This window comes from Curtobacterium sp. NPDC089991 (assembly GCF_044748425.1).
Taxonomy (GTDB): Bacteria; Actinomycetota; Actinomycetes; order Actinomycetales; family Microbacteriaceae; genus Curtobacterium.
This window is the reverse complement of sequence record NZ_JBIVGB010000006.1, coordinates 118,264-144,227: the sequence shown is the minus strand read 5'-3', so window position 1 is coordinate 144,227 and position 25,964 is coordinate 118,264. Positions and strand designations below refer to the sequence as shown.

Below are 25,964 nucleotides of genomic sequence, written 5' to 3'. Positions count from 1 at the left end.
GCTCGCGTCGGCAGGGGAACCCGGGTCGGTCTGTGGGAAGACGATCCGGTGGGGTGATGGGAAGGCCCGCTCGAGCACTGCTCGAGCGGGCCATTCACGTTCGCGGGAGAGGACGCCTGCCCGGACCGCTACTGGTCGAGTTCGCGCCCGAGCTTCTGCCGCAGGTCGCTCGGGATCAGCTCGATGAGCTGGTCGGGTCGTACCGGCAGGTCGAGCAGGCTCAGCTTCACCCGACCGGTGCGTCCGTGCCGCTCGGCGTCGAGTCGCACGACGCTGCCGGCGTCCTTGCGGAGGCGGACGTCGATCTGCGCTCCGGTGGCGACCTCGCCGACGACGAGTCCGTCGACCTCGAGTGCGGCGCTCCTGGTGCCCTCCGCGATGTCGAACCGGTAGCGCTCGCGGGCGGCGAGCACAACGGCGCGGTCGATGCCCGCCATCGGGGCGACCGGGGTGACGACGGACCCGGAGAGTGCGGGGGAGAGCACCGGGCCACCCGCGGCGTAGTTGTACGCGGTGGAGCCGGCCGGGGTCGCGGCGACGATGGCGTCGGCGCGGTAGTAGCCGTAGCCGAGCCCGCCGACACTGAGGTCCGCCGACACCTGGCCGGAACCGGGGCGCCGCACGATCGTCAGGTCGTTGAACGCCAGGTAGTCCGTGCGTGCGCCGCTCCAGGACAGCCGGGCCTCGAGCGCGTGGTGCGGCTCGAGCTGGTACTCGCCGGCCGACAGCCGGTCGAGCGCTGCCTCGAGTTCGGGCGGTTCGATCTCCACCAGGAACCCGACGTTGCCGTAGTTCACGCCGAGCACCGGGACCGGGCGCTTCGCCACGAGTCGCATCGCGCCGAGCATGGTGCCGTCGCCGCCGAGGGCCACGACGAGGTCGACGCGTGCGGTGAAGTCGTCGTCCTCCACCGCGGTGATGCCCCCGCCGATCCGCTGTGCATCGGCTCGGCGGGCGACGAGCTCGCCCCGGCCGGACGCGTTCCATCGCTGCAGGGTCGTGACGGACTCCTGCACGTTCTTGGTCGGGTGGACGACGAGGCCGACGACGGGCTGATCCATGACCGGATGGTACCGAGCCGCGCTGAACCGAGGGCTGTTCAATTGCCATCGCATGCGATATTCTGAATACATGCAGATCGCTCAGCTGTCCGTCGCCCTCCCCATCGTCCGGCAGGGTCGCGAGATCGTGCTGCTCGCCGACCTCGAGTCCCACGAGACCGGCTTCGGCTTCGTCGACGCGGAGCACCTCCTGCTCGCCGCCGTCACCCTCTGCAACGGGATGCCCCGGTTCCGCCCGGTCCTCGAGGCGCACGGGGTCAGCCCCGAAGCCGTCCGCTCCGAGATCAGCGTCTTCGTCGGTGCGCGGGCCGCGTGCCCGGACGAGCACGACCGGGTCGCCTGCACCCCGGCGGCCGCCAGGGTCCTCGCACGAGCAGCCGTCCTCGCCGGTCCGGCCGAGCGCGTGCGCCCGGTGCACGTCGTGCTGGCCGTCCTCGACGGCGTCGACGACCCCTTCATGGGCTCGGCGCACGACGTCCTCGACGCCCTGGGCGTCGAGCCGCGCCGCTTCCGGCGCGCCCTGCGCCGGGCAGCGCGCCGCGCCTGAGACGCGACGGAACACCAGACGGGAGGCCCGTGGCGGACGCCGCCACGGGCCTCCCGTCGTCTGTTCCGTTCGCTCACTGCGCACATCGCGCAGTGAGGTCACGCCCACGGCGAACAGGGGCAGCCCGCACGGGGAGCGCTGGTTACTCTCGGAGTACGTGACCGGACTCAGACGAGACCGGACCAGCTGTCGGCTCCGTCAGAAAGGGCCAAGGGAGAGCACATGTTCGAGAGATTCACCGACCGAGCCCGTCGTGTTGTCGTCCTCGCTCAAGAAGAAGCGAAGATGCTCAACCACAACTACATCGGCACCGAGCACATCCTCCTCGGCCTGATCCACGAGGGCGAGGGCGTTGCTGCCAAGGCGCTGGAGTCGCTCGGCATCTCGCTCGACGCCGTCCGCGAGCAGGTCCAGGACATCATCGGCCAGGGTCAGCAGCAGCCGACCGGGCACATCCCGTTCACGCCGCGTGCCAAGAAGGTGCTCGAGCTGTCCCTGCGCGAAGCGCTGCAGCTCGGCCACAACTACATCGGTACCGAGCACATCCTGCTCGGCCTGATCCGCGAGGGCGAGGGCGTCGCAGCCCAGGTGCTCGTGAAGCTCGGCGCCGACCTCAACCGGGTCCGCCAGCAGGTCATCCAGCTCCTGTCCGGCTACCAGGGCAAGGAAGCGGTCGCCGTCGGCGGCGAGCAGCAGCAGAACGCGCAGCAGGGTTCGCAGGTCCTCGACCAGTTCGGTCGCAACCTCACCCAGGCCGCGCGCGACGGCAAGCTCGACCCCGTCATCGGGCGCGAGAAGGAGATGGAGCGGGTCATGCAGATCCTCTCCCGCCGCTCCAAGAACAACCCCGTCCTGATCGGTGAGCCCGGCGTCGGCAAGACCGCCGTCGTCGAGGGCCTCGCCCAGGCGATCGTCAAGGGCGACGTGCCCGAGACGTTGAAGGACAAGCAGCTCTACTCGCTCGACCTCGGATCGCTCATCGCCGGTTCCCGCTACCGCGGTGACTTCGAGGAGCGCCTGAAGAAGGTCACGAAGGAGATCCGCACCCGCGGCGACATCATCGTCTTCATCGACGAGATCCACACGCTCGTCGGTGCCGGTGCTGCCGAAGGTGCGATCGACGCCGCCTCGATCCTCAAGCCCCTCCTCGCCCGCGGTGAGCTCCAGACCATCGGTGCCACCACGCTCGACGAGTACCGCAAGCACTTCGAGAAGGACGCCGCACTCGAGCGTCGCTTCCAGTCGGTGCAGGTCAACGAGCCGTCGCTGCCGCACACGATCAACATCCTCAAGGGCCTGCGCGACAAGTACGAGGCGTTCCACAAGGTGTCCATCACCGACGGTGCGATCGTCTCGGCCGCCAACCTGGCGGACCGCTACGTGCAGGACCGCTTCCTGCCGGACAAGGCCATCGACCTGATCGACGAGGCCGGCGCACGCCTGCGCCTCTCGATCCTGTCGGCGCCCCCAGAGCTCCGCGAGTTCGACGAGAAGATCTCGACGGTCCGTGGGTCGAAGGAAGCCGCCATCGAGGAGCAGGACTTCGAGAAGGCAGCCAGCCTGCGTGACGAGGAGAAGAAGCTCCTGGGCGAGCGACTCCGCCTCGAGAAGCAGTGGCGTGCCGGTGACGTCGCCGCGTCCGGCACCGTCGACGAGGGCATCATCGCCGAGGTCCTGGCGCAGGCCACGGGCATCCCGGTGTTCAAGCTCACCGAAGAGGAGACCTCGCGTCTCGTCTTCATGGAGAAGGCACTGCACCAGCGCGTGATCGGTCAGGAAGAGGCCATCTCGGCCCTGTCCAAGACCATCCGCCGGACCCGTGCCGGTCTGAAGGACCCGAACCGCCCCTCGGGCTCGTTCATCTTCGCCGGGCCCACGGGTGTCGGCAAGACCGAGCTCGCCAAGGCGCTCGCCGAGTTCCTGTTCGACGACGAGGGCGCACTGATCTCCCTCGACATGTCGGAGTTCGGCGAGAAGCACACCGTCTCGCGTCTGTTCGGTGCCCCTCCCGGGTTCGTCGGGTTCGAGGAGGGCGGCCAGCTCACCGAGAAGGTGCGCCGCAAGCCGTTCTCCGTGGTCCTGTTCGACGAGATCGAGAAGGCCCACCCGGACATCTTCAACTCGCTGCTGCAGGTGCTCGAGGAAGGCCGTCTCACCGACGGTCAGGGCCGCGTGGTCGACTTCAAGAACACCGTCATCATCATGACCACGAACCTCGGTTCGCAGGGCATCGCCGGTGGCCCGGTGGGCTTCCAGGTCGAGGGTGACTCGGCCGTCGGCTACGACCGCATGCGCGGCAAGGTCAACGAGGAGCTCAAGAAGCACTTCAAGCCGGAGTTCCTGAACCGCGTCGACGACACGATCGTGTTCCCGCAGCTGTCGCAGCCCGAGCTGCTGCAGATCGTGGACCTGTTCGTGAAGCGTCTGGCGGACCGTCTGCTCGACCGCGACATGACGGTGGAGCTCACCCTCCCCGCCAAGGAGCAGCTCATCAAGGTCGGGTTCGACCCGTCCCTCGGTGCACGCCCGCTGCGTCGCGCGATGCAGCACGAGGTCGAGGACCAGCTGTCCGAGCACATCCTGCAGGGTGAGCTCACCGCCGGTGACCACGTCAAGGTCGACTTCGTCGACGGTGCGTTCCACTTCGAGACCGGGCGTCAGCCGGGCCGCGAAGAGGTCCTCGCCGGCGCAGCCGCGGTCGAGACCGCGACCGACGCGCCCCAGGGTGAGATCGAGTCCTAGGACCCGACACCAGACAGACGGGAGGCCCGGTGCCAGCTGGCACCGGGCCTCCCGTCTGTCCGTGTGCGGACGTGTCAGGCCGTGATCACGCCTGCACGTCGCCGCGCCAGCCCGTATCGGTCGGAGCCGACTCGACGCGCTCCTTGTAGTTCTGCAGGTCCTTCTTGATGGCGTGGCCACCGACGCCGACCGCAGCGCCGAGCTTCTCGAGGAAGCCAGACGGCTCCCAGTCGATCTGCGCGGTCACGCGCGTCTCGTCGTCGGAGAGCTTGTGGAAGGTGACGACGCCGGCGTGGTCGGTCTCGCCGTCCTTGACGGTCCAGGCGACACGCTCGTCGGGGTGCTGCTCGGTGATGACGGCGCGGAACTCGCGCTCCTGGCCGGCGACCTTCACGGTCCAGTCGGTGGTCTTGTCGTCGACCTGGACGATCTTCTCGACCTCGTCGAGGAAGTGCGGGAACTCCTCGAAGCGGGTCCACTGACCGTACGCTGCGGAGACGGGGACGTTGACGTCGACGGTTTCGATGATCTGAGGCATGGTGTGGACGGTAGGCGGCCGCGCCTGGGCGCAGTACAGCGGGATGTCCCCCGGAGCGGTCGGCTGCCGCTCGTCCACGCGCGGCTATGGTTGTCGGGATGACAGAGCACGGGAAGCACGCGTTCCACGAACGTGACGAGCACGGGATCCTGGTGCGTCCGGCACTCGCCTCGGACGTCCCGCACATCCAGCGGCTCATCGCCCCCTACGTCGATCGGCGCATCCTGCTCGGCAAGGAGAACGTCGCGCTGTACGGCTCGATCCAGCAGTTCCGGATCGCCGAGGGTCCCGACGGCGTCCCGATCGGCTGTGGTGCCCTCGCCGTCTTCTGGGACGACATCGCCGAGGTGCGCACGCTCGCCCTCGACGCCGACTGGATCCACAAGCGCGTCGGACACCGGATGCTCGAGGCGCTCGAACACGACGGCCGTGAACTCGGCGTCGCGCGGATCTTCTGCCTGACGTTCGAGGTCGACTTCTTCGCGAAGCACGGCTACCTGGAGATCGGCGAGCAGGTCGTCGAACCGGCGGTCTACGCCGAGCTGGTCCGGTCGTCGGACGAAGGGGTCGCGGAGTTCCTCGACCTCGCCCGGGTCAAGCCGAACACCCTCGGCAACACCCGCATGCTGAAGATCCTCTGACGCTTTCGCGCGGCACCCGGCGGGGGTCCCGCACCGGGCATCCGCGGTTGTCTACCCTGTGCGCATGTCGTCGTTGCGTCACCCCGTCGGGCCCGAGAAGCCGGTCGTGTACTGGCGCCGTCGTGCAGCCGTGCTCGGCGCACTCGTGATCATCGTCGTGGTGGTCGTGCTCATCGTCGTCGGACGAGGGAGCGCGTCGACGCCGACGGCAGCGCCCACGTCCTCGCCGTCCGCTTCGGCCCCGGCTTCGGCTTCGGCCGGTGGTGCGTCGTCCGCTGCCCCGTCCCGTTCGGCGTCGGCATCTGCGTCGGCGTCTGGGTCCGGCGCTGCCGACGGGTCGACGTGCAGCAAGGACCAGGTCGTCCTGACGCCCGTGCTCGACAAGGAGGCGTACGGCCCCACCGAAGACCCGAAGATCGCCATGTCGATCAAGAACACCGGCACGAACTCGTGCCACCTCGACCTCGGGTCAGCGCAGCAGGTCCTGACGATCAGCTCCGGCGAGGAGCAGTACTGGTCGTCGAAGGACTGCCAGACCGGTGGCACGAACCAGGACGTCACGATCAAGTCCGGGCAGACTCTGACCACGCCCGCGATCGCCTGGGACCGCACCCGGTCGTCCACCACGACGTGCGATGCGTCCCGCCCGGCGGTCTCGGCCGACGGGGCGAGCTACCACCTGCAGGTCGCGGTGGGGAACCTCGAGTCGAAGGCCTCGGTGCAGTTCATCCTGCAGTAGCCCGGGCGTCGCGTCGCGTGGCGTGGCGGTTCGCGGTCCGGCCGGCGGAACCAGGTTCCGGACACGGCACCACGTGGATTCGCGGTGCTGTGTCCGGAACCTGGTTCCCGGAGCAGGAACGACCCCGGGAACAGCAAACGGCCCCGCCGTCCAGAGGACGACGGGGCCGTTCGAAGCTGATGTGATCAGCCGAGGACGGTGATGTTCTCCGCCTGCGGGCCCTTGCGGCCCTCGGTGATGTCGAACTCCACCTTCTGGTTCTCCTCCAGCGACTTGTAGCCGTTGCCGGCGATCGCGGAGAAGTGCGCGAAGACGTCAGCGCTTCCGTCGTCCGGGGCGATGAAGCCGAAGCCCTTTTCGTTGTTGAACCACTTGACGGTACCGGTAGATGCCATGATGGCGTTTCCTTAGCTTTCTTGCGTTCCGCCATGGTGCGATCGCACCTGCGGAGCCCCGACGTACGTCGACGGGGGTGATGCGCCACGCGGGCAGGTGCCGGCGGGACGGGTTCGGGGTCAGGCCTGATGGCCAGTGACCCTGGTAGTCCGAGTTGAGGGGCAAACCACCTCGCTCGAACGTTGAGCGCCGCCGAAGCGGTTCCATCAGGCTAGCGTGCTCAGGGCCGACTGGCTACCCGTGAGTCACTGAACGACGAAAATCTGGTGGAATTGCTCAGATGGCAGACAAGGAACAGCGCTTCCGGAGTGAACAACTCGAGGAAGCCCTCGCGAAGCAGGACGTCGCTGCGGTGGCGTTCGCGCTGCGCAACGACATCGTGATCGTCCCCCGGCTCGTGACCGGCAAGAAGGAGATGCAGGTGCGGGTCTTCGGGCGCGAAGGCTCTGAACAGCGCATCCTGCTGCTGTTCTCGTCGGCGGACGCCTACACGGCGATGGTGCCGGACGAGAAGATCCGGCAGGTCATGGTCTACGACGGACCGCGGCTCGAGGAGTTCCTCGCCGCCCACCTGGACATGCTCGAGGGCGTGTTCTTCGACATCGCCGGGCCGAACACCATGCAGGCGACCCCGGGGGACCTGCTGGCCGCATTGCGCGCTTAGACCAGCGCTTCGGTGATCAGAACGCGCGGTCGAGCTCGCGCTCACGGGCCGACTGCGTCATCGAGAACGCCACACGCAGTGCTTCGCGCAGATGCCCGGAGTCCGAGCCGAGCACCGTCGTGAACCCGAGGCGGGTGGCCTCGTTCACGCGCTGCTTCGTGCCCGTGGCCGGACGGATCTCGCCAGCGAGGCTGATCTCGCCCACGGCCGCGAGCGTGTGCGGGTACGGGCGGTCTCGTGCCGCACTCGCCAGGGCCAGTGCGATCGCCAGGTCGGCGCCGGGTTCGGTGAGCTTCATGCCGCCCACCGTCGAGACGTAGACGTCGGCATCGGAGAGCTTGAGACCGGCTCGGCGTTCGAGCACCGCGAGCAGCATCGCCACGCGTGAGGCATCGACACCGTTCACGACCCGACGGGGCTGCGGCGCGGAGCTCGGCACGATGAGTGCCTGGACCTCGACCGGGAGCGCCCGACGCCCCTCGAGCGCCACGGTCACGCAGGTGCCGGAGACCGGGGTCGCGTTCTTGGACATGAAGAGGCCGCTGGGGTCGGGGACCTCGTGGATGCCGTCGCCACCCATGTCGAAGCACCCGACCTCGTCCGTGGGGCCGAACCGGTTCTTCAGTGCCCGGACGAAGCGGAGCGCGGTCTGCCGGTCGCCCTCGAAGTGGCAGACGACGTCGACCAGGTGCTCGAGCAGGCGTGGCCCGGCGATCGTGCCGTCCTTGGTGACGTGGCCGACGATCAGGACGGGGAGGGCGCGGTCCTTCGCGATGCGGATCAGGGTCGAGGCGACCTCGCGCACCTGGGAGGTCCCGCCCGCGATGCCGTCGATCGAGCTGGACGAGATGGTCTGGACGGAGTCGGCGATGAGCAGGTCCGGCTTGACCTGGTCGATCTGGCCGATGATGACGCCGAGGTCGACCTCGCTCGCCAGGTAGAGGTCGTCGTGCATCGCCCCGGTGCGCTCGGCGCGGAGCCGGACCTGGTCGACGGACTCTTCCGCGCTGACGTAGAGGACGCGCTTGCCGGACGCCGCCGCGCGCGAAGCGACCTCGAGCAGGAGGGTGGACTTGCCGACACCGGGTTCGCCGGACAGCAGCACCGCAGCGCCGGGGACGACCCCGCCGCCGAGCACGCGGTCGAACTCGCCGATGCCGGTCTGCCACCGCTGCACCGTCGTGCCGCGGGCTTCGGTGATGGGCCGTGCCGCTCGGGCACCCGTGACGGCGACGGCCGCGGTGCCACGTGTGCTGGCCGAGACCGCCGAGGAGTCCTCGACCGTGCCCCAGGTCTGGCATTCGCCGCACCGGCCGACCCACTTGACACTGGTCCAGCCGCACTCGGTGCATCGGTAGAGGGACTGCGGGCGCGCCATGTCGTCGAGGCTAGGCCGTGCCGCCGACATCGCCGGAGCGGTGCGCCGGCTCGTCGGGCAGGACGATCGACCCCGTCATCCGGTTGCGGATCCGTTCGACGGGACTCGGCCGGTTGGCGTGGTCGAGTGCCTCGGCGCCGTCGGTGTCCTGCTCGGCACGAGCGTTCGCGACGGCCCCGGCCTCACGCCCGAGGTTCTCCGCCTCACGCGCCGAGAGGTAGTGCCGGATCGCCGCGACCGTGTCGACCCGGGCATCGACCGCCGGCTCGAACGCGCTCGCCCAGACCTCGTACCCCCGGTCGTTCGGGTGGAACAGGTCGCCGTAGCTGTTGAAGAACGTGCGGCGCACCCCGACCCGCTTCGTGATCGTGTGCAGCGGCGCCACGGTCAGCCCGAACTCGGCGGCCACACGGTGCACGATCTCGTTCGCCACCGCCACCTTGCGCTCACGATCCGGCACGAACATGCACGGCAGCTCGGCCACCACGGCGTGCGACGGCACCGCGCCGTAGATCGCCCGGATGTTCCGCTCGAACTTGTCCGGGTCGAAGTCCGCGATGTCGTTCGCCCCGATCGACACCGTGCAGATGTCGGGTGTGTACTGCCGGAGCTTCGGCAACTGGTCGCGCTTGGCACCCCAGGTCGTCGAGCCCGAGACGCTCAGGTTCACGACCCGCACCGACTCGTGGGAACGGTGCCGGATCCGTCGCGCCAACAGGCCCACGTACCCGCGCGACGGCACCGTCGCACCGACGCCCTGCGCCGCCGAGTCGCCGATCGCCACGTACAGGAGCTGCCCCTCGTGCTGCTGTCGCTCGTGCCACCAGTCGGCGTGGATCGGCAGCATGTCGACCACCCGTTGCGCAGCCGCCCGTTGGCCCTTGACACCGGCCCGGGCCCCGACGGCGGCTGCCCCGAGGACACCGGCCCCACCGAGGACGGACGTCAGGAGTGCGATGAGCGTGCGGGTCTTCATGCCGTGGACGGTACGCCCGCAGGCCGAGTCGACGACGTGGGCGGCCTGTGGGTGTGGGAAGAGCCCTGAGGGTGACCGCCTGTGGAGGGCGAGCCGACGTCGGGTGGCGTGACGGGCCTCCCGGATCGTGTAAACTCTTTCCCGGTACCGTGTCCGAGCGGCCGAAGGATCATGTCTCGAAAACATGTGTGGGGGCAACTCCACCGTGGGTTCAAATCCCACCGGTACCGCCACCTCTCAGAAAACCCCCGTTCACGCGGGGGTTTTCTGCATTTCCAGATGCAGCACCGATCGTTCTCGAGGACGTGAGTGACCGGGGCGCTCTGCAGCCGGGCTCAGCGCCGCTTGCGGAGCGCGTTCGTCGCCCAGAGCGCGACGGCGATCAGCACGGGCTGGAACAGGAGCCGGACGAACCGCTTCGTGTCCGTGTCCAGGCCGAAGCCGTCACGGTGGTGCATCCACTGGGCGATGTTGCCCGGGAAGATCGCGGTGAAGAACACCGCTGCGACCCACCCGACGGTGGCCTGCCGACGCACCAGCAGCACGAGGGCGGCGCCGAGGGAGATCTCCGCGATGCCCGAGGCCAGGACCGTGACGTCCGGGTCCAGGGGGACGAACTCCGGCACCTGGGCCCGGAACTCCTGACGTGCGACCGTGAGGTGGCTGATGCCGGCCCAGGTCATGGCGGCACCCAGCAGGATGCGGACGACGGTCCGGGGCTTCGTCGAGCGGGGAGTGCGGCGGCGGGAGGTCATCGGGTGGGGGCCTTTCGAGGGGTGCCGGACACGGATGCCCGGTTGTGCGCAAGTGAATTGTGCACAACCTAACACGACGCCGTTCGCGCACGAGGACGCTCCTCCGGCAGCGCGGCCCAGACATCGGCCCACACGAGCTCGAAGTCGACGGGCGCGAGCCGGCGCGCCCGCACCGCCCGCTCCAGGATCGAGAGCGCGTCGAGCGAGCCGGCGAGGAGCCGCTCGTCGCCGTACACCTCCGGCCGACCGTTGCCCAGGAACGTGGTCACGGTGATCGAGCGCACCCGTGGCCGCAGTCGTCTGGTGGCCCGCGCGAGCACCGCGAACCCCGCGGCGTACAGGGCGAGTCCGACGGGCATGCCCGCCGCCGGTACCGAGACCGCGACGACCACGACCACGAGCGCGGTGAACGCCCCGACGGCGGGCCAGACGTGCCACGCCCGGAGCAGCAGGCGTTCACTCCTGCTGGTCCCGGGCGGGAAGACGACGAGCGTCCGCGAGGCCCACAGCGTGCGCCCCACCGGCCGGATCGTGTACCGGCCCCACAGGTGCGGCCCGTCGACCAGGCGGTCGCGGACGGCCGTCGCCGTGGTCACCGCTCCACCGGCAGGAGCTCGGCGCGGACGGGGACGACGTCCCGGTGCCGGACGGTCGTCAGGCAGGGGAAGCAGACCAGGTCGCCATCGCGGACGTCGGCCGGCAGCGGAGCCGGGAGGCGGTGGAACGGACCGTCGGCCTGACCGTCACATCGGGACACGACGTACATCGTGGCGAGGGGAGCGGTGCTCCGGCGTCCGATCAGGCGCACCTGGTCGAGCACGGCGCAGGTCGGCAGGACCGCGTCCAGTTCCAGGAGCACCACCCCGGTGCGCGGCCGTCGGACCCGGGTGACCGACGCGACCGCGACGCTGACGTCACGAGGGGTCCAGCCGCGGGGGCGGTAGCGCGGCGGCGACTGCTCCGCGGTGTGCACGCTCGGGGTGCCGGTCAGGTCGGTGAGCCGGACCATCGAGATCGCGGCGACCACCAGGTCGTCGGTGGTCGGCACGGTGTGGGCCGGCCACAGGACCGGGTCCATGGGATCCGGCAGGGACGCACGGAGCGTCGGCATGATCGCTGTGAGTGTCACACCGGACACGTTCCCGCGCGGACGGGCAAGGGGGAAGGCGCCCTGACGGAACCCCTACGCCCGAGTGCCGACTCCTGACGGTCCGCTCACTCGATGTCGACGTCCCGCTTGCCGCGCCGCACGATGAGCGGGTCCGGCTTGCCGATCACGTCGACCGCCTTGTCCGGGTAGTCGAACTGCGTCAGGAAGTACCGCATCGCGTTGAGTCGGGCGCGCTTCTTGTCGTTCGACCGCACGATGGTCCACGGCGCGTACCGCTTGTCGGTGCGCGTGAACATCGCCATCTTCGCCTCGGTGTAGTCCTCCCAGCGGTCGAGGGACAGCAGGTCGATGTCGGACAGCTTCCACCGGCGCACGGGGTCGAGCTGCCGCATCGCGAACCGGGTGCGCTGCTCGCGGCGGGTGACCGAGAACCAGAACTTCGTCAGGTGGATGCCGGAGTCGACGAGCATCCGCTCGAACTGCGGCACCTGGGTCATGAACGACTCGTACTGGTCGTCGTCGCAGAACCCCATGACCCGCTCGACGCCGGCGCGGTTGTACCAGGAGCGGTCGAACAGGACCATCTCGCCGGCCGACGGCAAGTGCTGCACGTAGCGCTGGAAGTACCACTCACCACGTTCCCGCTCGCTCGGCTTGCTGAGCGCCACCACGCGCGAGGTGCGGGGGTTGAGGTGCTCCGTGAACCGCTTGATGGTGCCGCCCTTGCCCGCGGCGTCACGCCCCTCGAACAGCACGACGACCTTCTGGCCGGTGTCCTCGAGCCAGTACTGGCACTTCAGGAGCTCGATCTGCAGCTGGTACTTCGCGTACTCGTACTCCTCGCGCGGCAGCCGCTCGTCGTACGGGTAGTCGTCGCGCCACGTCAGGACGGGGTTGCCGTGCGGGTCGATGAGGTCCGGGTCAGCGGTGTGCCCGTCGGCGACGCTGTAGCCCTCGGTCCGGAGCTGCTCGATGTACTCCCGGAGTGGTTGCGAGTACGGCGCTGTGTCCACGGTGTCTCCTCTACCCGCCGATCGGTCGGCTGGTCCCATCCTGTCCTGTGTGACCCGACAACTGCCCAACCGGACGTGTCCCTCAGGTGACCAAGCGGCTGCGTGACCCGAAGCGGTAGCGTTCTCGATGGCCTGTCCCCGACCCCGGATCGAGCAACGATGCCTGACGTCCACCTGCCTGCCGCCGACCGCTACGAGCAGCTCCCGTACCAGCGCGTGGGGAGGAGCGGCCTCATGCTGCCGCGCATCTCCCTCGGCCTGTGGAACAACTTCGGCGCCGACCGTGCACTCGCCACGCAGCGCGACATCGTGCTGCACGCCTTCGACCGCGGGATCACCCACTTCGACCTGGCGAACAACTACGGTCCGCCTCCCGGGTCGGCCGAGGAGCAGTTCGGCCGCATCCTCGAGTCGGACCTGCGTCCGTACCGTGACGAGATCGTGGTGTCGACGAAGGCCGGCTACGACATGTGGCCAGGCCCGTACGGTGACCGGGGATCGCGCAAGTACATGCTCGCGTCGCTCGACCAGTCGCTCGGGCGCCTCGGGCTCGACTACGTCGACGTGTTCTACTCGCACCGTCCGGACCCCGAGACCCCGATCGAGGAGACGGTCAGCGCGCTCGTGACCGCGGTCCGTTCGGGCAAGGCGCTCTACGCGGGCATCTCGAACTACGACCCGGCGCAGACCGCTGCGGCAGCCGAGGCGCTCGCCGCCGAGAACATGCACCTGCTCATCCACCAGCCGCGCTACAACATGTTCGACCGGGTCCCCGAGGACGGGCTCTTCGACGAGCTCACGCGACTCGGCACCGGTGCGATCGTGTTCTCGCCGCTGGCCGGTGGGCTGCTGACGGACCGGTACCTGGACGGATCGGTTCCGGTGGGGTCACGTGCAGCCGAGGGCCGCTGGTTCGGCGCGGACCGCATCGACGACGAGTACCTGACCACGGCGCGGGCGCTCAACGACATCGCTGCGGCCCGCGGGCAGACGCTCGCGCAGCTCGCGATCACGTGGGTGCTCCGGCAGCCGGCCGTCACGTCGGCGCTGGTCGGGGCATCGAGCGTCCGTCAGCTGGACGGCACGCTCGACTCGCTCGCGGGTACCCCGCTCACCGACGAGGAGCTCGCGGCGATCGACGCACTGGTGCCACGCGGCTGACGTGCGCCGGATGCAGTGGGCGTGACCCAAGAGCAGACGGGAGGCGCGGTGCCAGCTGGCACCGTCCCTCCCGTCACGGCCGTCGCCCCGCTGGCGCGGTGCGCCGGTACCGGCGGGTGGGGCCCACCTCCCGTCGCTTGGTGGGTTGCCCCTAGACCGCCGCGGTCGCCTCGTCGCGGTGCGGGAGCTTCCAACCCGGACGCACGAAGTGGCACGTGTACCCGGCGGGGTACTTCTCGAGGTAGTCCTGGTGCTCCTCTTCGGCCTGCCAGAAGTCACCAGCGGGCTCGACCTCGGTGACGACCTTGCCGGGCCAGATGCCCGACGCGTCGACATCCGCGATGGTGTTGCGCGCGACCTGCTCCTGCTCCGGCGAGGTGAAGAAGATCGCCGAACGGTAGGCGCGGCCGACGTCGTTGCCCTGGCGGTCCTTCGTCGACGGGTCGTGGATCTGGAAGAAGAACTCGAGCAGGTCGCGGTACGAGATCACCGACGGGTCGAAGACGATCTCGACCGCCTCGGCGTGATCACCGTGGTTGCGGTACGTCGCGTTCGGTGTGTCGCCACCCGAGTAGCCGACGCGGGTGCTGATGATGCCGGGACGGCGGCGGAGGAGCTGCTGCGCTCCCCAGAAGCAGCCGCCGGCGAGGATGGCGGTTTCGGTGGTGGTCATGGTGGCCTCCTGAGGTCGTCGTGCCGCTGGCTGCGGCACCGTGTGGTGCAACCGGCAACGGGGCTGCGGTGTTCCCGCGTCGCCCGATGTCCGATCGCGTCAGTTCGTGGTGTCCTCGAGTGCGTCGAGCGCGGCCACGTCGTCGGCGGAGAGCACGAAGTCGACGTCGGCGTTCGCGGCGATGCGCGACGGGGTCGTGGACTTCGGCAGCGGCAGGACGTCCTTCTCGAGCAGGTAGCGGATCGCGACCTGGGCGACGGACTTGTCGTACTTCGCCGCGATCTCGGCGATCTGCGTGTTCTCGAGCAGGCCACCGGTGGCGAGCGGCGAGTAGCCCTCGGTGAGGATGTCGTGCTCGCGGTCGAACGCGGTGGTCTCGTCCTGGGTGTTGCCGATGAACCAGCGGATCTGGTTGGCGTGCGGGACGACGTCGGTGCGGCCGAGCAGGTCCTCGAGGTCGGCGACGGCGAAGTTCGAGACACCGATCGAGCGGGTCCGGCCGGCGTCGTAGACCTCTTCCAGCACCTTCCACACCTCGACGTTGCCGTCGCGGTGGTCGGAGCCGATGGCGTCCCAGGGCCACGGTGCGTGCACGAGGTACAGGTCGATGACGCCGACGTCGAGGTTGCGGCTCGAGGTCTCGAAGGCCTCGCGGGCACCGTCGGCGGTCTTGATCTCGGCGGGCAGCTTCGTCGTGACGAAGACCTCGTCGCGGGGGACGGCGCTGTCACGGATGGCCTGGCCGACGCTCGCCTCGTTGCCGTACGCCAGGGCGGTGTCGATGTGGCGGTAGCCGGCTTCCAGGGCGGTCTTCGTGGCGTCGTAGGCGTCGTCGCCGGACGGGATCTGCCAGGTGCCGAAGCCGATCTTCGGGATGTGCAGGCCGTTGGACAGGGTGAACGTGTCGGTGAGAGCGGGCATGTTGCGGACAGTACGCCGCTCGGTTCCGGGGGCGGTCACGGGACGCAACGCTGGGCCGCCGCGCAACGCGCCCCGGAACGGGCATCGCGCCCCGACTCACATGGGCGCGATGCCCGCCAGGGGGCGCGAACGCGTCAGACGACGGACGACCGTCAGCGCGTGCGCGCGCCGATGCGCGGCAGCACGAAGCCGAGGACGATCATCGCGACGGCCAGGAACGCGTGCAGGACGTTGTCCGCGCTGTTCAGGGGGACGAAGTTCGCGGGGTCCGCCATGCCGGCCGTGAACAGACCGTAGACGAACAGGACCGCGTAGACGATGCCGCCGACGATCAGGTACAGGCGAGCGCCCGACGCCGAACGGGCTGCGATGAGGCCGACGATGCCGAAGAGCAGGTGCACGATGTTGTGCAGGACCGACACCTGGAACAGGCCCAAGAGCAGGGCCATGGAACCGTGACCGGCCATCGACATCGAGCCCATGTCCATCGTGAGTCCGGGGATGAAGCCGGCGATGCCGACGATCAGGAAGACGACACCGAAGAGGAGCGCACCCTTCTGGGTCCACGTCGAGCCGGTGCGGTTGCGAGCGGTTGCTGCGTTGCTGGTCATGGTGAGACCTCTCTTGTCGATCGCGCCACGGATGTCGCGCACAGGGCATTCGAGGCCGATGCGCAGTCGGATTGCAGGTGCCATCCGATTTCCGAACGCGCGAGGGACCGCTGAGTCGGTGCGCATCGCGTGCTGCCTACGCTCCGCCGTACGGCAACACCGACGGAAGGCAGCACCATGGCAAGCGGAGTCGCAGCGGTATGGGTCCCGGTCACCGACATGCAGCGGGCGGTCGCGTTCTACCGCGACACCCTCGGACTGACGGTCACGGACGAGTCCGACGACTGGAGCGAGATCGACGCGAACGGTCTGATGATCGGGCTGAACGGCCGTGAGTCGGCGAGTCCGTCGAGCGGCGGGGGAGCGGTCATCACGTTCCAGCCGGACGGGTCGATCGAGGACGAGTTGGCCAGCATCCGCGAGCGTGGTGCGGACGTGCAGGGCGAGATCAGTGAGCACCCGTGGGGCAAGATCGTCCCGTTCAAGGACAGCGAGGGCAACGACCTGCAGTTCTACGCGCCGCCGCAGGGCTGACGCGGTCCCAGGACGGACGGGAGGCCCGTGGCGGTGTCGCCACGGGCCTCCCGTCCGTCATACGGTCCCGTCGAGAGCGTTACGCGACCGCGATCTCGTTGGGTACGCCCGGCAGTGCGTCGCTGGAGGCGACGACCTTCCCGGTGGTCAGGTCGACGGCGTGCACCTTCCGCTCGGCGGGGTCGGTGACGTAGGCGATGTCGCCGGCGACCTTCACGGCGGGGTGGGCGTCCTGCCACTCGGCCGGGCCCTCCCACGCGTCGATCACGGGGAACGAGTCGAGCTGCTCCCCGTTGGTCTCGTCGAAGGTGTGCAGGGCGCCGTCGTCACCGAGGACCACCGCTTCGTCGCCGGGGCCGCGCGCCAGGTCGCGGAACGTGAAGCCGACGCCGTCGGGCATGTCCGCGACGGTGTACTTCCCCGAGGCCGCGTCGATCAGGGCGATCTGGTCGAGCAGGTAGCCCTCGCTGTCCGGGTCGTCGTTGTAGTCACCGACCGCGACCGACGACGTGTCCGTGGTGAACAGGTTGCCGGTGCGGCCGTACTCGGTCGGGGCGTCGAGCTTCTCGAACGCGCCGTCGGCGTAGACGAGCGCGCCGTCGGTGCAGCCGAAGACCGCGACCTCGTCCTGGACCGCACCTTCGCCGTGCACGTCCGGGCAGGCCTCGGAACGGGTGAGCTCCTCGCCGTCGACGTCGAGGGCGCGCACGCCGGAGCGGCGCTCCTCGGTGCCGATGGTGGTCAGGAGCGTGCCGTCCTCGAGCTCGATCGCGACGCCGTGGTGCGCCGCCTCGGACTCGGTGGTCCGGGCGTCGGGCAGGGCGTCGCCGTCGAGGTCGGTGTTGTCGAAGGTCGTCACGTCGCCGGTGCCGTCGGCGAACAGGGCGGTGCGGTCGCCGTGCACGACGGCGTGCCCACCGGTGTCGGCCGGGAAGACCGCGTCGGTGAGGGCCGGGTCCGCTGCGGTGTCGAGCACCCGGAAGCCCTCGGGCACCGTGACGAGCACGTGGCGGCCGTCGCCGGCGGGGTTCACGCGGGTGAAGCCGTCGACGGCGTCGTCGGCCACGACCTGCAGGTCCTGGTCGAGCACGAGCAGGCCGCCGTCGTAGGTCAGCGTGATGCGGGTGCTGTCGGTCTTCGGGGCCGAGGTGCTCTCGGCGTCGGCGGCGTTCGTGGCGCACCCGGTCAGGGCCAGGGCAACGGTGCCGAGCAGCGCGGCCGGCAGTGCTGCGGCGCGGAGGGTCTTGGTTCTGGTCATGGACAACACTGTACTGATTCTCATTCTCATCTAGAAATCGGAGCCGTCAGGCCGTCGACGATCGAGTCGGTGTTCGAGCGCATCATCCCGAGGTAGGTCGACGCGGCGCCGTCCTCGGTCAGGGACTCGGTCGCCAGCGAGCGGATCGACACCTGCACGTCGACCTCGTCCGCCAGGACCTCGGCCAGGCGTGCGGGTTGGGAGGCGTCGGCGAAGATCGTCGGGACGCCCGCGTGCTCGATCGCGTCCGCCAGGTCACGCAGGTCGGCGGCACTCGGGGACGCCAGGGTCGTGCCGCTCGGGATCACGGCACCCACCACCCGGAACCCGTAGCGGTCGGCGAGGTAGCCGAACACGTGGTGGTTCGTCACCAGGGCCCTGCGATCGGCGGGGATGGTGTCGAACGCGGCGGCCATGTCGTCGTCGAGGGCCTCGAGCCGGTCGGTGTAGGCCGCGGTGTCGGGAGCGTCGATGCCGACGGCGTCCAGCTCGTCGTCGAGGGCCTCGACCACGTCGACCATGCGCGCGGGGTCCGTCCAGAAGTGCGGGTCCGGGCCGCTGTCGTCGTCGGTGGTCCACTCCAGGGCGTCGATCGCGTCGCCGGCGGTGAAGACGGGTACGCCGTCGTCGGCCGCGGCGCGGACGTGGTGGGCCACGCCTTCCTCGAGCCCGAGGCCGTTCTCGAGCACCAGGTCCGCGCTCCGGAGTCGCGCCGCCTGCTGCGCGGAGACCTCGAACGAGTGCGGGTCGCCGCCAGGGGGCATGAGCACCATGACGTCGACGTCGTCGCCGACGACCTCGGTCACGACGTCGCCCAGGATGTTCGTCGTCACGGCGACCAGTGGGCGGGCCGACCCGGCGGCGGTGCAGCCGGACGTCGTGACGGCGACGGCTGTGACGACGAGGGCCACTGCCACCGCCCGCGCGGTGCGCCCGACCGGCGTGGTTCCGCTCACAGTCCCACCTCGGCGAACGCGACGGGCGCCAACGGGAGCTCGATGGTCCGGGCCACGCGGGCGCCGTCCGCGAAGTCGATCTCGTGCACGACGGCGGCCGTGGGGTCGGCCACGTAGGCGCGCTGCGCGTCGAGCTGCAGCAGCGGTGCGGTGTCGGTGTCGGTGTCGCTGTCGCTGTCGACCAGGGGATCAGTCGTCGCGACCTCCCCGGTCGAGGCGGTCACCACGACCACCCGACCGGCGTCGTCGACCCCGACCACGTGCTCGTCCTGGTCGTCGACGGCGACCACTGCACGCAGCGGCCGTTCGGTCGGCACGTGCTGCCAGGAGCCCTGTCGGACGTCGAGCAACCAGAAGCCGGTGTCGCCCGCGAGTCCGGCGACCGTGGGGCGGCCGGCCCGCGCGGCGAAGGCGGTCGGACGCTCGGCGTCGTCCGGCAGTGCGACGAACGAGGTCGCACCGGCATCGTCGACGACGACTGCTCCGTCGGCGCAGCCCACCACGGCGCCGGCGCGGGTGACGAGGCCACCAGCGGGGTCGGTGCAGGCCTGTCCGGCGCTGGTCGACCCGGTCGGCTCGGTCGACTCGGTCTGCTCTCCGTCGGTGTCGAGGACGCGGACGGTGTCGCCCTCGGCAGCCACCAGGTGCTCGCCGAGCGGCAGCAGCACGGTCGCGTCGAGTCGTGCGGTCTCGTCGAGCTCGCCCTGCCCGAGTGCTGCGCGGTCGAGCACCACTGCTTCGCCGCGTGCCGGCCAGGCGATCGTGGTCATCGTCTCCGACGAGTGCACCTGGACCGGACCGCCGCCCTCGAGCGTCCCGACGACGCGCGGCTCGGCGGCGTAGTAGTGCGTGTGGTCTCCGTGGTCGACGGTCCAGGAGCCCCCGTCGACGACCGTGGTGCGGTCGCCGTCGCTCGTCACCAGGAACCGACCGTCGGTCGCGGAGTGCTCGGCTGCGCCGACGCGGTCCAGGTCGGTCGTCTCGCCGGTGAGCAGGTCGTGCAGCGCCGTCTCGCCGGTCGCGGAGACGGCCAGGAGGCCCAGCTGCGGTTCCTGGGACTCGGTCGCGCCCGCCACCCAGCCGTGCGGGGCTGCGGTCGCGCTGGCGCCGTCGGCCGGCGGTGTCGAGGCGGCGGAGCACGCAGTGGCCGTCAGCGCGAGGCCGGTCGTCAGGCCCAGGGCGCCCAGGAGTCGCGGGAGTCGTGTCGGTGGGCGGTCGGTGGTCGGGTCGTGGTTCATGGTGCCTCTCGTGCTGGTGCTCGGACGGGGGGTTCGACGGGCCTGGTGGTCGCGCGCGCGGTGCTGCGTGCGACGGCTGCCAGCCCTCGGGACAGGGCGACCCCGGTGACGGCGACGGCCGCGATGCTCGCGCCGGCGGCGGTGCCGGCGTGCCACGAGACGAGCAGGCCGACCAGGACGGCGACGACGCCGAGCACCGCGCCGAGGAGCATCGTCGAGGCCACGTGCTTCGTCCAGGCGCGGGCCGCGGCGGCCGGTGCGAGCAGGAGCCCGACGACCAGCAGGGTGCCGACGGCCCGGTACGAGGCGACGACGGCGAGTGTGACCAGTCCGATGAGGACCACCTCGGCGAGGCGGGGGTGCAGGCCGAGCGTCGCGGCCTTGCGGACGTCGAAGGCCAGTGCCGTGAACGGTCGGTGGAACACGGCGGCGACGAGCAGGGCGACGGCGACGGCGATCGCCAGGCCGACGAGGTCGGCGCGGGTGACGGCCAGCACGTCGCCGAACAGGATCGCGGTGACGTCGGTGGCGAAGGACCGTGACGCCGAGACGATGATGACCCCGAGCGCGAGCATCCCGACGAAGAGCAACCCGATCGAGGTGTCGTAGGGCAGGCCACCGCGCCGTCGCAGCGCCCCGACGCCGAACACCATCACCCCGGCACTCACGGCGGCGCCGAGCACCGCGGGCACTCCGGTGAGCGCTGCGATCGCGACGCCGGGCAGCATGCCGTGCGACAGTGCCTCGCCCAGGAACGCCATCCCGCGCACGAGCACCCACGTCCCGACGACGGCGCACAGCAGCGCGGCCAGGGCGCCACCGGTCAGGGCACGCACCATGAAGTCGACGGTGAAGGGGTCGGTCAGCCAGGTCACGATCCGAGACGCTACATGAAAACGACTATCGATACTGATAGCGTGTTCAGGTGCCAGCAGCCGACACGCGACCAGCCGTCCGCCTCGAGCAGGTGACCGCCCTGCGCGGGGAGCGGACCGTCCTCGACGGCCTCGACGCGGCCTTCCCGGCCGGCCGGGTCACCGCGCTGACCGGACCCAACGGATCCGGCAAGTCGACGCTGCTCGACGTGGTGGCTGGCGTGCTGCGGCCGACCGCCGGGCGCATCACGGGCCTCCCGTCCGAAGGCGTCGCCCACGTGAGCCAGTCCGTCCCGCCGACCACGCTCCCGCTCACGGTCCGCGCGGCTGTCGCGATGGGGCGGTGGCGTCACCGGGCCTGGTGGCGTCCGCTCGGACGCGACGACCGCGTCGTCGTCGACGCGCAGCTCGAGCGGATGGCGATCGCGGACCTGGCCGACCGGCCCCTCGACGCGTTGTCCGGCGGGCAGCGGCAGCGCACACTCGTGGCACTCGGACTGGCGCAGCGGGCTCGGGTGCTGCTCGTCGACGAACCGACGGCCGGCGTCGACGCAGCATCCGCGGCGCTCGTGGTGGCGGCGCTCGCCGCCGAGGCTGCCGACGGCGTGGTGGTCGTGCACGCCGCACACGATCCGGTGGCGATCGCCGCAGCCGACGCCGTGGTCACCCTCCCCGCGCTCTGACGGCGCGGGTGGCGGTCAGGGGCAGGCGACGGCGACGGAACCCGTCGAGGTCGTCACCGGCACGGGTGCCGGAGCCTCGTCGGCGACCGGCGCCGCGCTCGAGCGGCGCAGCCCGAGGGAGACCAGCACGATCGCGCCCACGACGGCGACCCCTCCGGACAACCAGAAGTCCGCAGCGAGGCCGAACGACGACACCGCTGCGCCGCCGAGCACCGACCCGGCGGCGATCGCGAGCTGGATGGTCGTGACGAACAGCGCGAGCCCGGTCTCGGACCCGGCGGGCGAGGCCGTGGACATCCACGTCTGCATACCGAGCGGCAACGCGCCCCAGACCAGCCCCCACACCACGAGCAGCACGAACACCCCGACGACGGAGTGCACGAGCAGGGGGAGCAGGACCACGGCGACCGCGAGGGCGACCTTCGACACGCTGATCGTCCCGAGCACGCTCCGTCCCAGGGCGAAGCCGGCGGCGAAGTTCCCGACGATCCCCGCGACGCCGAACACCAGCAGCGCGAGCGTGACGGTGTCCGGGCCGACCCCGACCAGGTCCTGCAGGTACGGCGCGATGTACGTGTACGCGGCGAACTGTGCGGCGAACAGGAACGCGGCGGCGATCAGACCGACACGGGCACGGGGGACGCGGAGCAGCGAGCCGAGCGTCGCGAACCGGACCTGCTGCTGCGCGGGGATGCGCGGCAGCATCGCGAGCTGCAGGACGAGCGCGACCAGACCGAGCACACCGCCGATGACGAACGCGAGCCGCCAGGTGGCGAGCGACGACACGAGGGCGCCGAGCGGCAGGCTCACGACCGTCGCGACCGAGACGCCCGCGGTGATGAGCGAGGTCGCCCGGATCGTGGCGGCCGGCCGGACCAGTCGACCAGCGATGCCGGCGCCGATCGCCCAGAACCCGCCGATGCCGACGCCCAGGAGCATGCGCGCCACGAGCAGCACACCGAACGAGGGCGCGATCGCCGCGAGCCCGTCGGCCACCACGAGCAGCACGGTCAGCGAGACGAGCACGACACGGCGGTCCACGCGCGAGGTCAGGACCGTGACGACCGGCGCCGCGACGGCACCGACCAGCCCGGTGGCGACGACCATGAGCCCGGCCGTGCCGATCCCGACGTCGAGGTCGGCGGCGATGGCGGGCAGGAGTCCGATCGGCAGGAACTCGGAGAGCACGAGGACGAAGGATCCGAGTGCGACGGACGTGACACCGAGCCACCCGCGGCGCTCTGCTGACGAGGTCATGGGTTCGTCAAGCAGTGCCGGTCGCGGGCCATTCCCGCGTGTCGTGTCGTTACTCGGCGGGTACCGGCACGGTGCGGCCCGAGGCCACCGACTCCTGCGCGGCGAGCACGATCGACAGGGTCCGCAGACCGACGTGCACGTCCGGCTGCGGCTGCACGCCCGACCGGACGGCGTCGACGAACCTCCGGAGCATCACGGCGTCGGGGTCGGCACCGTAACGGGACTCGATCGGCAGCCCGGTCTCCGCGACGATCCCGCGAGCAGCCGCCCCGAAGAAGTCGAGCGACACCGTGCCGCCCGTCCCGGCGACGTCGAGCGTCAGCCCACCCCACACCGCCGAGGTGTCCGGCTTGCTCCACGAGCAGTCGATCGCCGCGACGACGCCGTTCGCGTACGTGATCGTGACGAGTCCGGCGGTCTCCGCTTGCGCCCGGGCCGCGTGCAGCGTGCGGTTCGCCACCGCGGTCACGGTGACGGGTGCCGACCCCATCAGGCCCTCGAGCAGGTCCGCGATGTGCACGACGTGGTCGACGATCGCGCCGCCGCCGGACAGCTCCGGCTCGGTGAACCACGACCGGGTCAGGGGGAGCATGCCGTTGTTCGCGCCGCGGATCGAGAACAGCTGCCCGAGTGCTCCGGAGTCGTGCGCCGCGCGGAGCTTGTCGAACGCCGAGGTGAACCGCACCGGGAACGCCACCATGAGCATGACGCCCGCCGCCTCGACGGCGTCGCGGATCGCGAGGCCGTCCTCCCATGTGGTCGCGAGCGGCTTCTCGCACAGGACGTGCGCACCGGCGGCGGTCGCGGCCTCGACGAGTTCGCGGTGCCGGGCGTTCTCGCTCGTGACGACGACGGCGTCCGGGCCCCAGGCGAGCAGCTCGTCGTACGTCTCCGCGTAGTCGACCCCGAGCTCGTCGGCCAGGTCGCGGCCGCGCAGCTCGACGACCGTCTCCCCCGTGCTGACGCCGCCCGGGTCGGCACCGCGGACCTCGACCCCGGGCATCGCGGCGAGGGCGGTGAGGTAGCCGATCGCGTGGGTGTGGGCGAACGACATCACGGCGATCTTCAGAGCGGTCACGCGAGAGCCCCCGTCGTCAGGGACACCGGCTGCCCGGTGTCCATCGACTCGAGTGCCGCGTTCGCGATCCGGACCGCCTCGGCGCCGTCCGCCGCCGTCACCCGCGGAGCGGCACCGCCGGCGAACGCCCCGAGGAACTCGGCCAGCTCGAGCCCGTACGGGTCGTCGGCGGGGTCGACCTCGGGCAGGAAGCCGTCCGCGGCGTCGGGTACCGCGAGGTCGGCGACGTAGTCCTGTTCGTCGAGCGACCGGTGCGCCAGGCTGCCGCGCGTGCCCGTCACCGAGTACTCGGTCGAGAACGCGAGGTGCTGCGGTCCCCAGATCCCGGCGACGTGGCTGATCGCCCCGGACTCGTGCGTGAGCAGGACGTGTGCTGCCTCCACCGGCTCGGCCTCGGTGCCGGCACGGACTCCGACCGCCGACACCGTGCTGACCGGCCCGGCGACCCACCGCGCGATGTCGAGGTCGTGGATCATCTGGTCCATCACGATGCCGCCGGACAGTGCCCGGTCGGCGAACCACGCGGTGCGGATCGGGAACGCCCCGGAGCGCACGAACCGCAGGACGGCCAGGTCGCCCAGGAGGCCCGTGGTGACGGCGTCGTGCAGGCGCACGTACGCGGGGAAGAATCGCACCACGTGGGCCGGGAAGAGCTGTCGGCCGGCGTCCCGCGCACGGGCCACCAGGTCCGCAGCGTCGGCGTCGGTCCGGGCGAGGGGCTTCTCCGACACGACGTCCTTGCCGGCGGCGAGTGCGGCCCGCACGACCTCGGCGTGGGCGAAGGTCGGCGTCACCACGTCCACGACGTCGACGGCCGCGAACAGGTCGTCGAGCGAGTCGACGACGGTGATCGACGACCCCGCGGCGGCGGCTGCCGCGGCGAACGCGGCGGCCAGATCTTGCGCACCGTCCTGCGCGTACACGACGACCGGGCCGAGCCGGAGCAGGCCGGGCATGTGCGCGTGGGCGATGCCGCCGGCGCCGACGAGGCCGATCCGGGGAGGGGTCGGGGGCATCGGGGCTCCTTCGCGGGCTGGACCGGTCGACGGTGACGGGGACCGGGCCATGCTACCGAGCCGACGGTCGGAGGGTGGTGCTCAGGCGGAGCCGCGCCAGACCACCTCGGTCGGCAGGATGAGCCCGTGCGGGCCCTCGTCGGCACCGGCGATCTGCGCGAGTACCTGCTGCGCCGCGCTCTCGCCGAGGGTGTGCGCGGGTTGCCGGACCGTCGACAGCGGCGGATCGCAACGCAGTGCCCAGGCGCTGTCGTCGAAGCCGACCACGCCGACGTCACCGGGGACCGACCGGCCGCTGCGCTGCAGGACGTCCATCGCGCCGGCAGCCACGGCGTCCGAGGCGGCGAACACCCCGTCGAGGTCGGGGGCCCGGTCGAGGAGCTCACGCATGCCGTCGGCGCCGGCGGTGTAGCTGAACAGCGGGTTGCGGGCCACCAGCTCGGGGTCGAAGCGGTCGCCGAGGGCCGCGGTGAAGCCGGCCAGTCGGTCCTGCCCCGAGTCGCGGTCGAGTCCGGACGCGAGCATGCCGATCCGCTTCCGGCCGGTGGCGACCAGGCGCCGGGTGATCTGCTCGGCGGCCGCGCGGTTGTCGATGCCGATGTACGAGATGTTCGCGGCGTCGGACGGGTGGCCGACGAAGCACGCCGGCATGCCGATCTCCTCGATCGCCCGGGTGATCGGGTCGCCGTCGCGGGCGGACAGCACGATGGCACCGTCGACGAACCCGCCGCGCAGGTACTCGACGACGCGCTCGTTGTCGCGGGCCGAGTCGACCATGATCGTGACGAGCTGCTGGTCGGCCTGCGACAGCACCGTGTTGGTGCCGATCAGGATGTTGCCGATGTTCGGGTCGTCGAGCACCTGGATCGACGGCTCGTGCACGATCAGGGCGATCGCTCCGGAGCGTCGGGTGACCAGGCTCCGGGCCGCCGCGCTGCGCACGTAGCCGACGCGCCGGACGGCTGCCTGCACGGCTTCGCGGGCTTCGGGCGACACGTACGGTTCGTCGTTCAGGACCCGTGAGACGGTGCCCCGGGAGAGTCCTGATTCGTCGGCGACGTCCTGGATCGTGGCGCGCTGGCGTGCGGTTCGGACCTCGGACATGCGGCAACCATATCCGTCCCACGACGGGCTCCAGCACG

Annotated in this window: 28 protein-coding genes and 1 tRNA gene; 9 read left to right on the top strand and 20 right to left on the bottom strand. The window is 70.6% G+C overall.

What is annotated here, in order from left to right:
- Positions 1-128: 128 nt before the first annotated feature.
- Complete coding sequence (locus ACIPV1_RS16630) at positions 129-1,061, bottom strand: NAD(+)/NADH kinase (RefSeq protein ID WP_111086944.1); 933 nt, start codon at positions 1,059-1,061, stop codon at positions 129-131.
- 70 nt (positions 1,062-1,131) lie between these two features.
- Here ACIPV1_RS16630 and ACIPV1_RS16625 point away from each other — a divergent pair, with 70 nt between their 5' ends.
- Together ACIPV1_RS16625 and ACIPV1_RS16620 are read left to right on the top strand one after the other, a co-directional pair.
- Entirely contained in the window at positions 1,132-1,608 is a 477-nt protein-coding gene (locus ACIPV1_RS16625) for a Clp protease N-terminal domain-containing protein (protein WP_402726853.1), read from the top strand.
- 222 nt (positions 1,609-1,830) lie between these two features.
- Positions 1,831-4,350, top strand: a complete 2,520-nt coding sequence (locus tag ACIPV1_RS16620) for an ATP-dependent Clp protease ATP-binding subunit (protein ID WP_123294552.1) — start codon at positions 1,831-1,833, stop codon at positions 4,348-4,350.
- Between the two features lie 85 nt (positions 4,351-4,435).
- Here the strand turns inward: ACIPV1_RS16620 and ACIPV1_RS16615 are convergent, their stop codons facing one another.
- Positions 4,436-4,888 carry an SRPBCC family protein gene (locus ACIPV1_RS16615; protein ID WP_123294553.1) on the bottom strand — a complete coding sequence of 151 codons (453 nt, stop codon included), beginning with the start codon at positions 4,886-4,888 and terminating at the stop codon, positions 4,436-4,438.
- 98 nt (positions 4,889-4,986) lie between these two features.
- Here ACIPV1_RS16615 and ACIPV1_RS16610 point away from each other — a divergent pair, with 98 nt between their 5' ends.
- Together ACIPV1_RS16610 and ACIPV1_RS16605 are read left to right on the top strand one after the other, a co-directional pair.
- Positions 4,987-5,529 (top strand): amino-acid N-acetyltransferase, encoded by a 543-nt coding sequence (locus tag ACIPV1_RS16610; RefSeq protein ID WP_173170102.1) that lies wholly within the window; start codon positions 4,987-4,989, stop codon positions 5,527-5,529.
- A 64-nt stretch (positions 5,530-5,593) separates the two neighbouring features.
- Positions 5,594-6,268: a hypothetical protein gene (locus tag ACIPV1_RS16605; RefSeq protein ID WP_402726852.1), complete on the top strand. Its 675-nt coding sequence runs from the start codon at positions 5,594-5,596 to the stop codon at positions 6,266-6,268.
- Positions 6,269-6,453: 185 nt separating this feature from the next.
- Here the strand turns inward: ACIPV1_RS16605 and ACIPV1_RS16600 are convergent, their stop codons facing one another.
- Positions 6,454-6,663, bottom strand: coding sequence for a cold-shock protein (locus ACIPV1_RS16600; protein WP_017887662.1), 210 nt, complete (start codon positions 6,661-6,663; stop codon positions 6,454-6,456).
- Positions 6,664-6,944: 281 nt separating this feature from the next.
- On the opposite strand from ACIPV1_RS16600, the gene ACIPV1_RS16595 reads away from it, so the two are divergent.
- Complete coding sequence (locus tag ACIPV1_RS16595) at positions 6,945-7,328, top strand: SseB family protein (protein ID WP_132099309.1); 384 nt, start codon at positions 6,945-6,947, stop codon at positions 7,326-7,328.
- A gap of 16 nt (positions 7,329-7,344) precedes the next feature.
- Here the strand turns inward: ACIPV1_RS16595 and radA are convergent, their stop codons facing one another.
- Both radA and ACIPV1_RS16585 read right to left on the bottom strand, forming a co-directional pair.
- Positions 7,345-8,706, bottom strand: a complete 1,362-nt coding sequence (gene radA, locus ACIPV1_RS16590) for a DNA repair protein RadA (protein WP_123294558.1) — start codon at positions 8,704-8,706, stop codon at positions 7,345-7,347.
- A 10-nt stretch (positions 8,707-8,716) separates the two neighbouring features.
- On the bottom strand, positions 8,717-9,682 hold the full coding sequence (locus tag ACIPV1_RS16585; protein WP_402726851.1) for an SGNH/GDSL hydrolase family protein: 966 nt from the start codon (positions 9,680-9,682) through the stop codon (positions 8,717-8,719).
- A 143-nt stretch (positions 9,683-9,825) separates the two neighbouring features.
- Between ACIPV1_RS16585 and ACIPV1_RS16580 the strand changes: the two genes are divergently transcribed.
- Positions 9,826-9,915: transfer RNA gene (locus ACIPV1_RS16580), tRNA-Ser, on the top strand.
- A gap of 102 nt (positions 9,916-10,017) precedes the next feature.
- Here ACIPV1_RS16580 and ACIPV1_RS16575 read toward each other — a convergent pair.
- From ACIPV1_RS16575 to ppk2, 4 genes are all read right to left on the bottom strand, one after another.
- Positions 10,018-10,437 carry a hypothetical protein gene (locus tag ACIPV1_RS16575; RefSeq protein WP_123294560.1) on the bottom strand — a complete coding sequence of 140 codons (420 nt, stop codon included), beginning with the start codon at positions 10,435-10,437 and terminating at the stop codon, positions 10,018-10,020.
- Positions 10,438-10,505: 68 nt separating this feature from the next.
- Positions 10,506-11,033 (bottom strand): DUF6611 family protein, encoded by a 528-nt coding sequence (locus ACIPV1_RS16570; protein WP_402726850.1) that lies wholly within the window; start codon positions 11,031-11,033, stop codon positions 10,506-10,508.
- Complete coding sequence (locus ACIPV1_RS16565; protein WP_402726849.1) at positions 11,030-11,566, bottom strand: hypothetical protein; 537 nt, start codon at positions 11,564-11,566, stop codon at positions 11,030-11,032. The genes ACIPV1_RS16570 and ACIPV1_RS16565 overlap by 4 nt, the downstream gene beginning before the upstream one ends.
- Positions 11,567-11,652: 86 nt before the next feature.
- On the bottom strand, positions 11,653-12,600 hold the full coding sequence (ppk2, locus tag ACIPV1_RS16560; RefSeq protein ID WP_111086461.1) for a polyphosphate kinase 2: 948 nt from the start codon (positions 12,598-12,600) through the stop codon (positions 11,653-11,655).
- Positions 12,601-12,720: 120 nt separating this feature from the next.
- Here ppk2 and ACIPV1_RS16555 point away from each other — a divergent pair, with 120 nt between their 5' ends.
- The gene (locus tag ACIPV1_RS16555) at positions 12,721-13,722 is read left to right on the top strand and encodes an aldo/keto reductase (RefSeq protein ID WP_131922041.1); all 1,002 of its coding nucleotides are present in this window, start codon (positions 12,721-12,723) and stop codon (positions 13,720-13,722) included.
- Positions 13,723-13,873: 151 nt separating this feature from the next.
- On the opposite strand, the gene msrA is transcribed toward ACIPV1_RS16555, so the two are convergent.
- The 3 genes from msrA to ACIPV1_RS16540 all read right to left on the bottom strand — a co-directional run bounded on the left by msrA (position 13,874) and on the right by ACIPV1_RS16540 (position 15,927).
- Positions 13,874-14,395 (bottom strand): peptide-methionine (S)-S-oxide reductase MsrA, encoded by a 522-nt coding sequence (gene msrA, locus ACIPV1_RS16550; RefSeq protein ID WP_131922042.1) that lies wholly within the window; start codon positions 14,393-14,395, stop codon positions 13,874-13,876.
- Between the two features lie 99 nt (positions 14,396-14,494).
- A complete protein-coding gene (locus tag ACIPV1_RS16545) occupies positions 14,495-15,316 on the bottom strand; it encodes an aldo/keto reductase (RefSeq protein ID WP_131922043.1) in 822 nt (273 codons plus the stop codon).
- A gap of 152 nt (positions 15,317-15,468) precedes the next feature.
- Positions 15,469-15,927 (bottom strand): DUF4383 domain-containing protein, encoded by a 459-nt coding sequence (locus ACIPV1_RS16540; RefSeq protein WP_111086495.1) that lies wholly within the window; start codon positions 15,925-15,927, stop codon positions 15,469-15,471.
- A 177-nt stretch (positions 15,928-16,104) separates the two neighbouring features.
- On the opposite strand from ACIPV1_RS16540, the gene ACIPV1_RS16535 reads away from it, so the two are divergent.
- Complete coding sequence (locus ACIPV1_RS16535; RefSeq protein ID WP_123294566.1) at positions 16,105-16,461, top strand: VOC family protein; 357 nt, start codon at positions 16,105-16,107, stop codon at positions 16,459-16,461.
- 79 nt (positions 16,462-16,540) lie between these two features.
- Here the strand turns inward: ACIPV1_RS16535 and ACIPV1_RS16530 are convergent, their stop codons facing one another.
- Genes ACIPV1_RS16530 through aztB form a run of 4 tightly spaced genes read right to left on the bottom strand, consistent with a single transcriptional unit; the run spans position 16,541 to position 20,788 of the window.
- Positions 16,541-17,719, bottom strand: a complete 1,179-nt coding sequence (locus ACIPV1_RS16530) for a hypothetical protein (RefSeq protein ID WP_402726848.1) — start codon at positions 17,717-17,719, stop codon at positions 16,541-16,543.
- Between the two features lie 26 nt (positions 17,720-17,745).
- On the bottom strand, positions 17,746-18,675 hold the full coding sequence (locus ACIPV1_RS16525; protein ID WP_402726847.1) for a metal ABC transporter solute-binding protein, Zn/Mn family: 930 nt from the start codon (positions 18,673-18,675) through the stop codon (positions 17,746-17,748).
- Positions 18,672-19,913 (bottom strand): ABC transporter, encoded by a 1,242-nt coding sequence (locus ACIPV1_RS16520; protein ID WP_402726846.1) that lies wholly within the window; start codon positions 19,911-19,913, stop codon positions 18,672-18,674. The genes ACIPV1_RS16525 and ACIPV1_RS16520 overlap by 4 nt, the downstream gene beginning before the upstream one ends.
- Entirely contained in the window at positions 19,910-20,788 is an 879-nt protein-coding gene (gene aztB, locus ACIPV1_RS16515) for a zinc ABC transporter permease AztB (protein WP_402726845.1), read from the bottom strand. The genes ACIPV1_RS16520 and aztB overlap by 4 nt, the downstream gene beginning before the upstream one ends.
- Before the next feature lie 50 nt (positions 20,789-20,838).
- Between aztB and aztA the strand changes: the two genes are divergently transcribed.
- Positions 20,839-21,471, top strand: a complete 633-nt coding sequence (gene aztA, locus ACIPV1_RS16510) for a zinc ABC transporter ATP-binding protein AztA (protein WP_402726844.1) — start codon at positions 20,839-20,841, stop codon at positions 21,469-21,471.
- A 15-nt stretch (positions 21,472-21,486) separates the two neighbouring features.
- Here the strand turns inward: aztA and ACIPV1_RS16505 are convergent, their stop codons facing one another.
- From ACIPV1_RS16505 to ACIPV1_RS16490, 4 genes are all read right to left on the bottom strand, one after another.
- Positions 21,487-22,728: an MFS transporter gene (locus ACIPV1_RS16505; RefSeq protein ID WP_402726843.1), complete on the bottom strand. Its 1,242-nt coding sequence runs from the start codon at positions 22,726-22,728 to the stop codon at positions 21,487-21,489.
- A gap of 49 nt (positions 22,729-22,777) precedes the next feature.
- Positions 22,778-23,806, bottom strand: a complete 1,029-nt coding sequence (locus ACIPV1_RS16500) for a Gfo/Idh/MocA family protein (protein WP_402726842.1) — start codon at positions 23,804-23,806, stop codon at positions 22,778-22,780.
- Complete coding sequence (locus ACIPV1_RS16495; RefSeq protein ID WP_402726841.1) at positions 23,803-24,822, bottom strand: Gfo/Idh/MocA family protein; 1,020 nt, start codon at positions 24,820-24,822, stop codon at positions 23,803-23,805. Before ACIPV1_RS16495 ends, ACIPV1_RS16500 begins: the two co-directional genes overlap by 4 nt.
- 81 nt (positions 24,823-24,903) lie before the next feature.
- On the bottom strand, positions 24,904-25,926 hold the full coding sequence (locus ACIPV1_RS16490) for a LacI family DNA-binding transcriptional regulator (protein WP_402726840.1): 1,023 nt from the start codon (positions 25,924-25,926) through the stop codon (positions 24,904-24,906).
- Between the last annotated feature and the right edge of the window lie 38 nt (positions 25,927-25,964).

Coding starts and splice junctions, on each gene's coding strand:
- ACIPV1_RS16535 (WP_123294566.1), top strand. CDS start 16,105: ATGGCAAGCGGAGTCGCAGCGGTATGGGTCCCGGTCACCGACATGCAG.
- ACIPV1_RS16585 (WP_402726851.1), bottom strand. CDS start 9,682: ATGAAGACCCGCACGCTCATCGCACTCCTGACGTCCGTCCTCGGTGGG.
- radA (WP_123294558.1), bottom strand. CDS start 8,706: ATGGCGCGCCCGCAGTCCCTCTACCGATGCACCGAGTGCGGCTGGACC.
- msrA (WP_131922042.1), bottom strand. CDS start 14,395: ATGACCACCACCGAAACCGCCATCCTCGCCGGCGGCTGCTTCTGGGGA.
- ACIPV1_RS16615 (WP_123294553.1), bottom strand. CDS start 4,888: ATGCCTCAGATCATCGAAACCGTCGACGTCAACGTCCCCGTCTCCGCA.
- ACIPV1_RS16490 (WP_402726840.1), bottom strand. CDS start 25,926: ATGTCCGAGGTCCGAACCGCACGCCAGCGCGCCACGATCCAGGACGTC.
- ACIPV1_RS16630 (WP_111086944.1), bottom strand. CDS start 1,061: ATGGATCAGCCCGTCGTCGGCCTCGTCGTCCACCCGACCAAGAACGTG.
- ACIPV1_RS16610 (WP_173170102.1), top strand. CDS start 4,987: ATGACAGAGCACGGGAAGCACGCGTTCCACGAACGTGACGAGCACGGG.
- ACIPV1_RS16495 (WP_402726841.1), bottom strand. CDS start 24,822: ATGCCCCCGACCCCTCCCCGGATCGGCCTCGTCGGCGCCGGCGGCATC.
- ACIPV1_RS16620 (WP_123294552.1), top strand. CDS start 1,831: ATGTTCGAGAGATTCACCGACCGAGCCCGTCGTGTTGTCGTCCTCGCT.
- ACIPV1_RS16540 (WP_111086495.1), bottom strand. CDS start 15,927: ATGACCAGCAACGCAGCAACCGCTCGCAACCGCACCGGCTCGACGTGG.
- ACIPV1_RS16545 (WP_131922043.1), bottom strand. CDS start 15,316: ATGCCCGCTCTCACCGACACGTTCACCCTGTCCAACGGCCTGCACATC.
- ACIPV1_RS16520 (WP_402726846.1), bottom strand. CDS start 19,913: ATGAACCACGACCCGACCACCGACCGCCCACCGACACGACTCCCGCGA.
- ACIPV1_RS16625 (WP_402726853.1), top strand. CDS start 1,132: ATGCAGATCGCTCAGCTGTCCGTCGCCCTCCCCATCGTCCGGCAGGGT.
- ACIPV1_RS16595 (WP_132099309.1), top strand. CDS start 6,945: ATGGCAGACAAGGAACAGCGCTTCCGGAGTGAACAACTCGAGGAAGCC.
- ACIPV1_RS16505 (WP_402726843.1), bottom strand. CDS start 22,728: ATGACCTCGTCAGCAGAGCGCCGCGGGTGGCTCGGTGTCACGTCCGTC.
- ppk2 (WP_111086461.1), bottom strand. CDS start 12,600: ATGGGACCAGCCGACCGATCGGCGGGTAGAGGAGACACCGTGGACACA.
- ACIPV1_RS16605 (WP_402726852.1), top strand. CDS start 5,594: ATGTCGTCGTTGCGTCACCCCGTCGGGCCCGAGAAGCCGGTCGTGTAC.
- ACIPV1_RS16575 (WP_123294560.1), bottom strand. CDS start 10,437: ATGACCTCCCGCCGCCGCACTCCCCGCTCGACGAAGCCCCGGACCGTC.
- ACIPV1_RS16600 (WP_017887662.1), bottom strand. CDS start 6,663: ATGGCATCTACCGGTACCGTCAAGTGGTTCAACAACGAAAAGGGCTTC.
- ACIPV1_RS16530 (WP_402726848.1), bottom strand. CDS start 17,719: ATGACCAGAACCAAGACCCTCCGCGCCGCAGCACTGCCGGCCGCGCTG.
- ACIPV1_RS16555 (WP_131922041.1), top strand. CDS start 12,721: ATGCCTGACGTCCACCTGCCTGCCGCCGACCGCTACGAGCAGCTCCCG.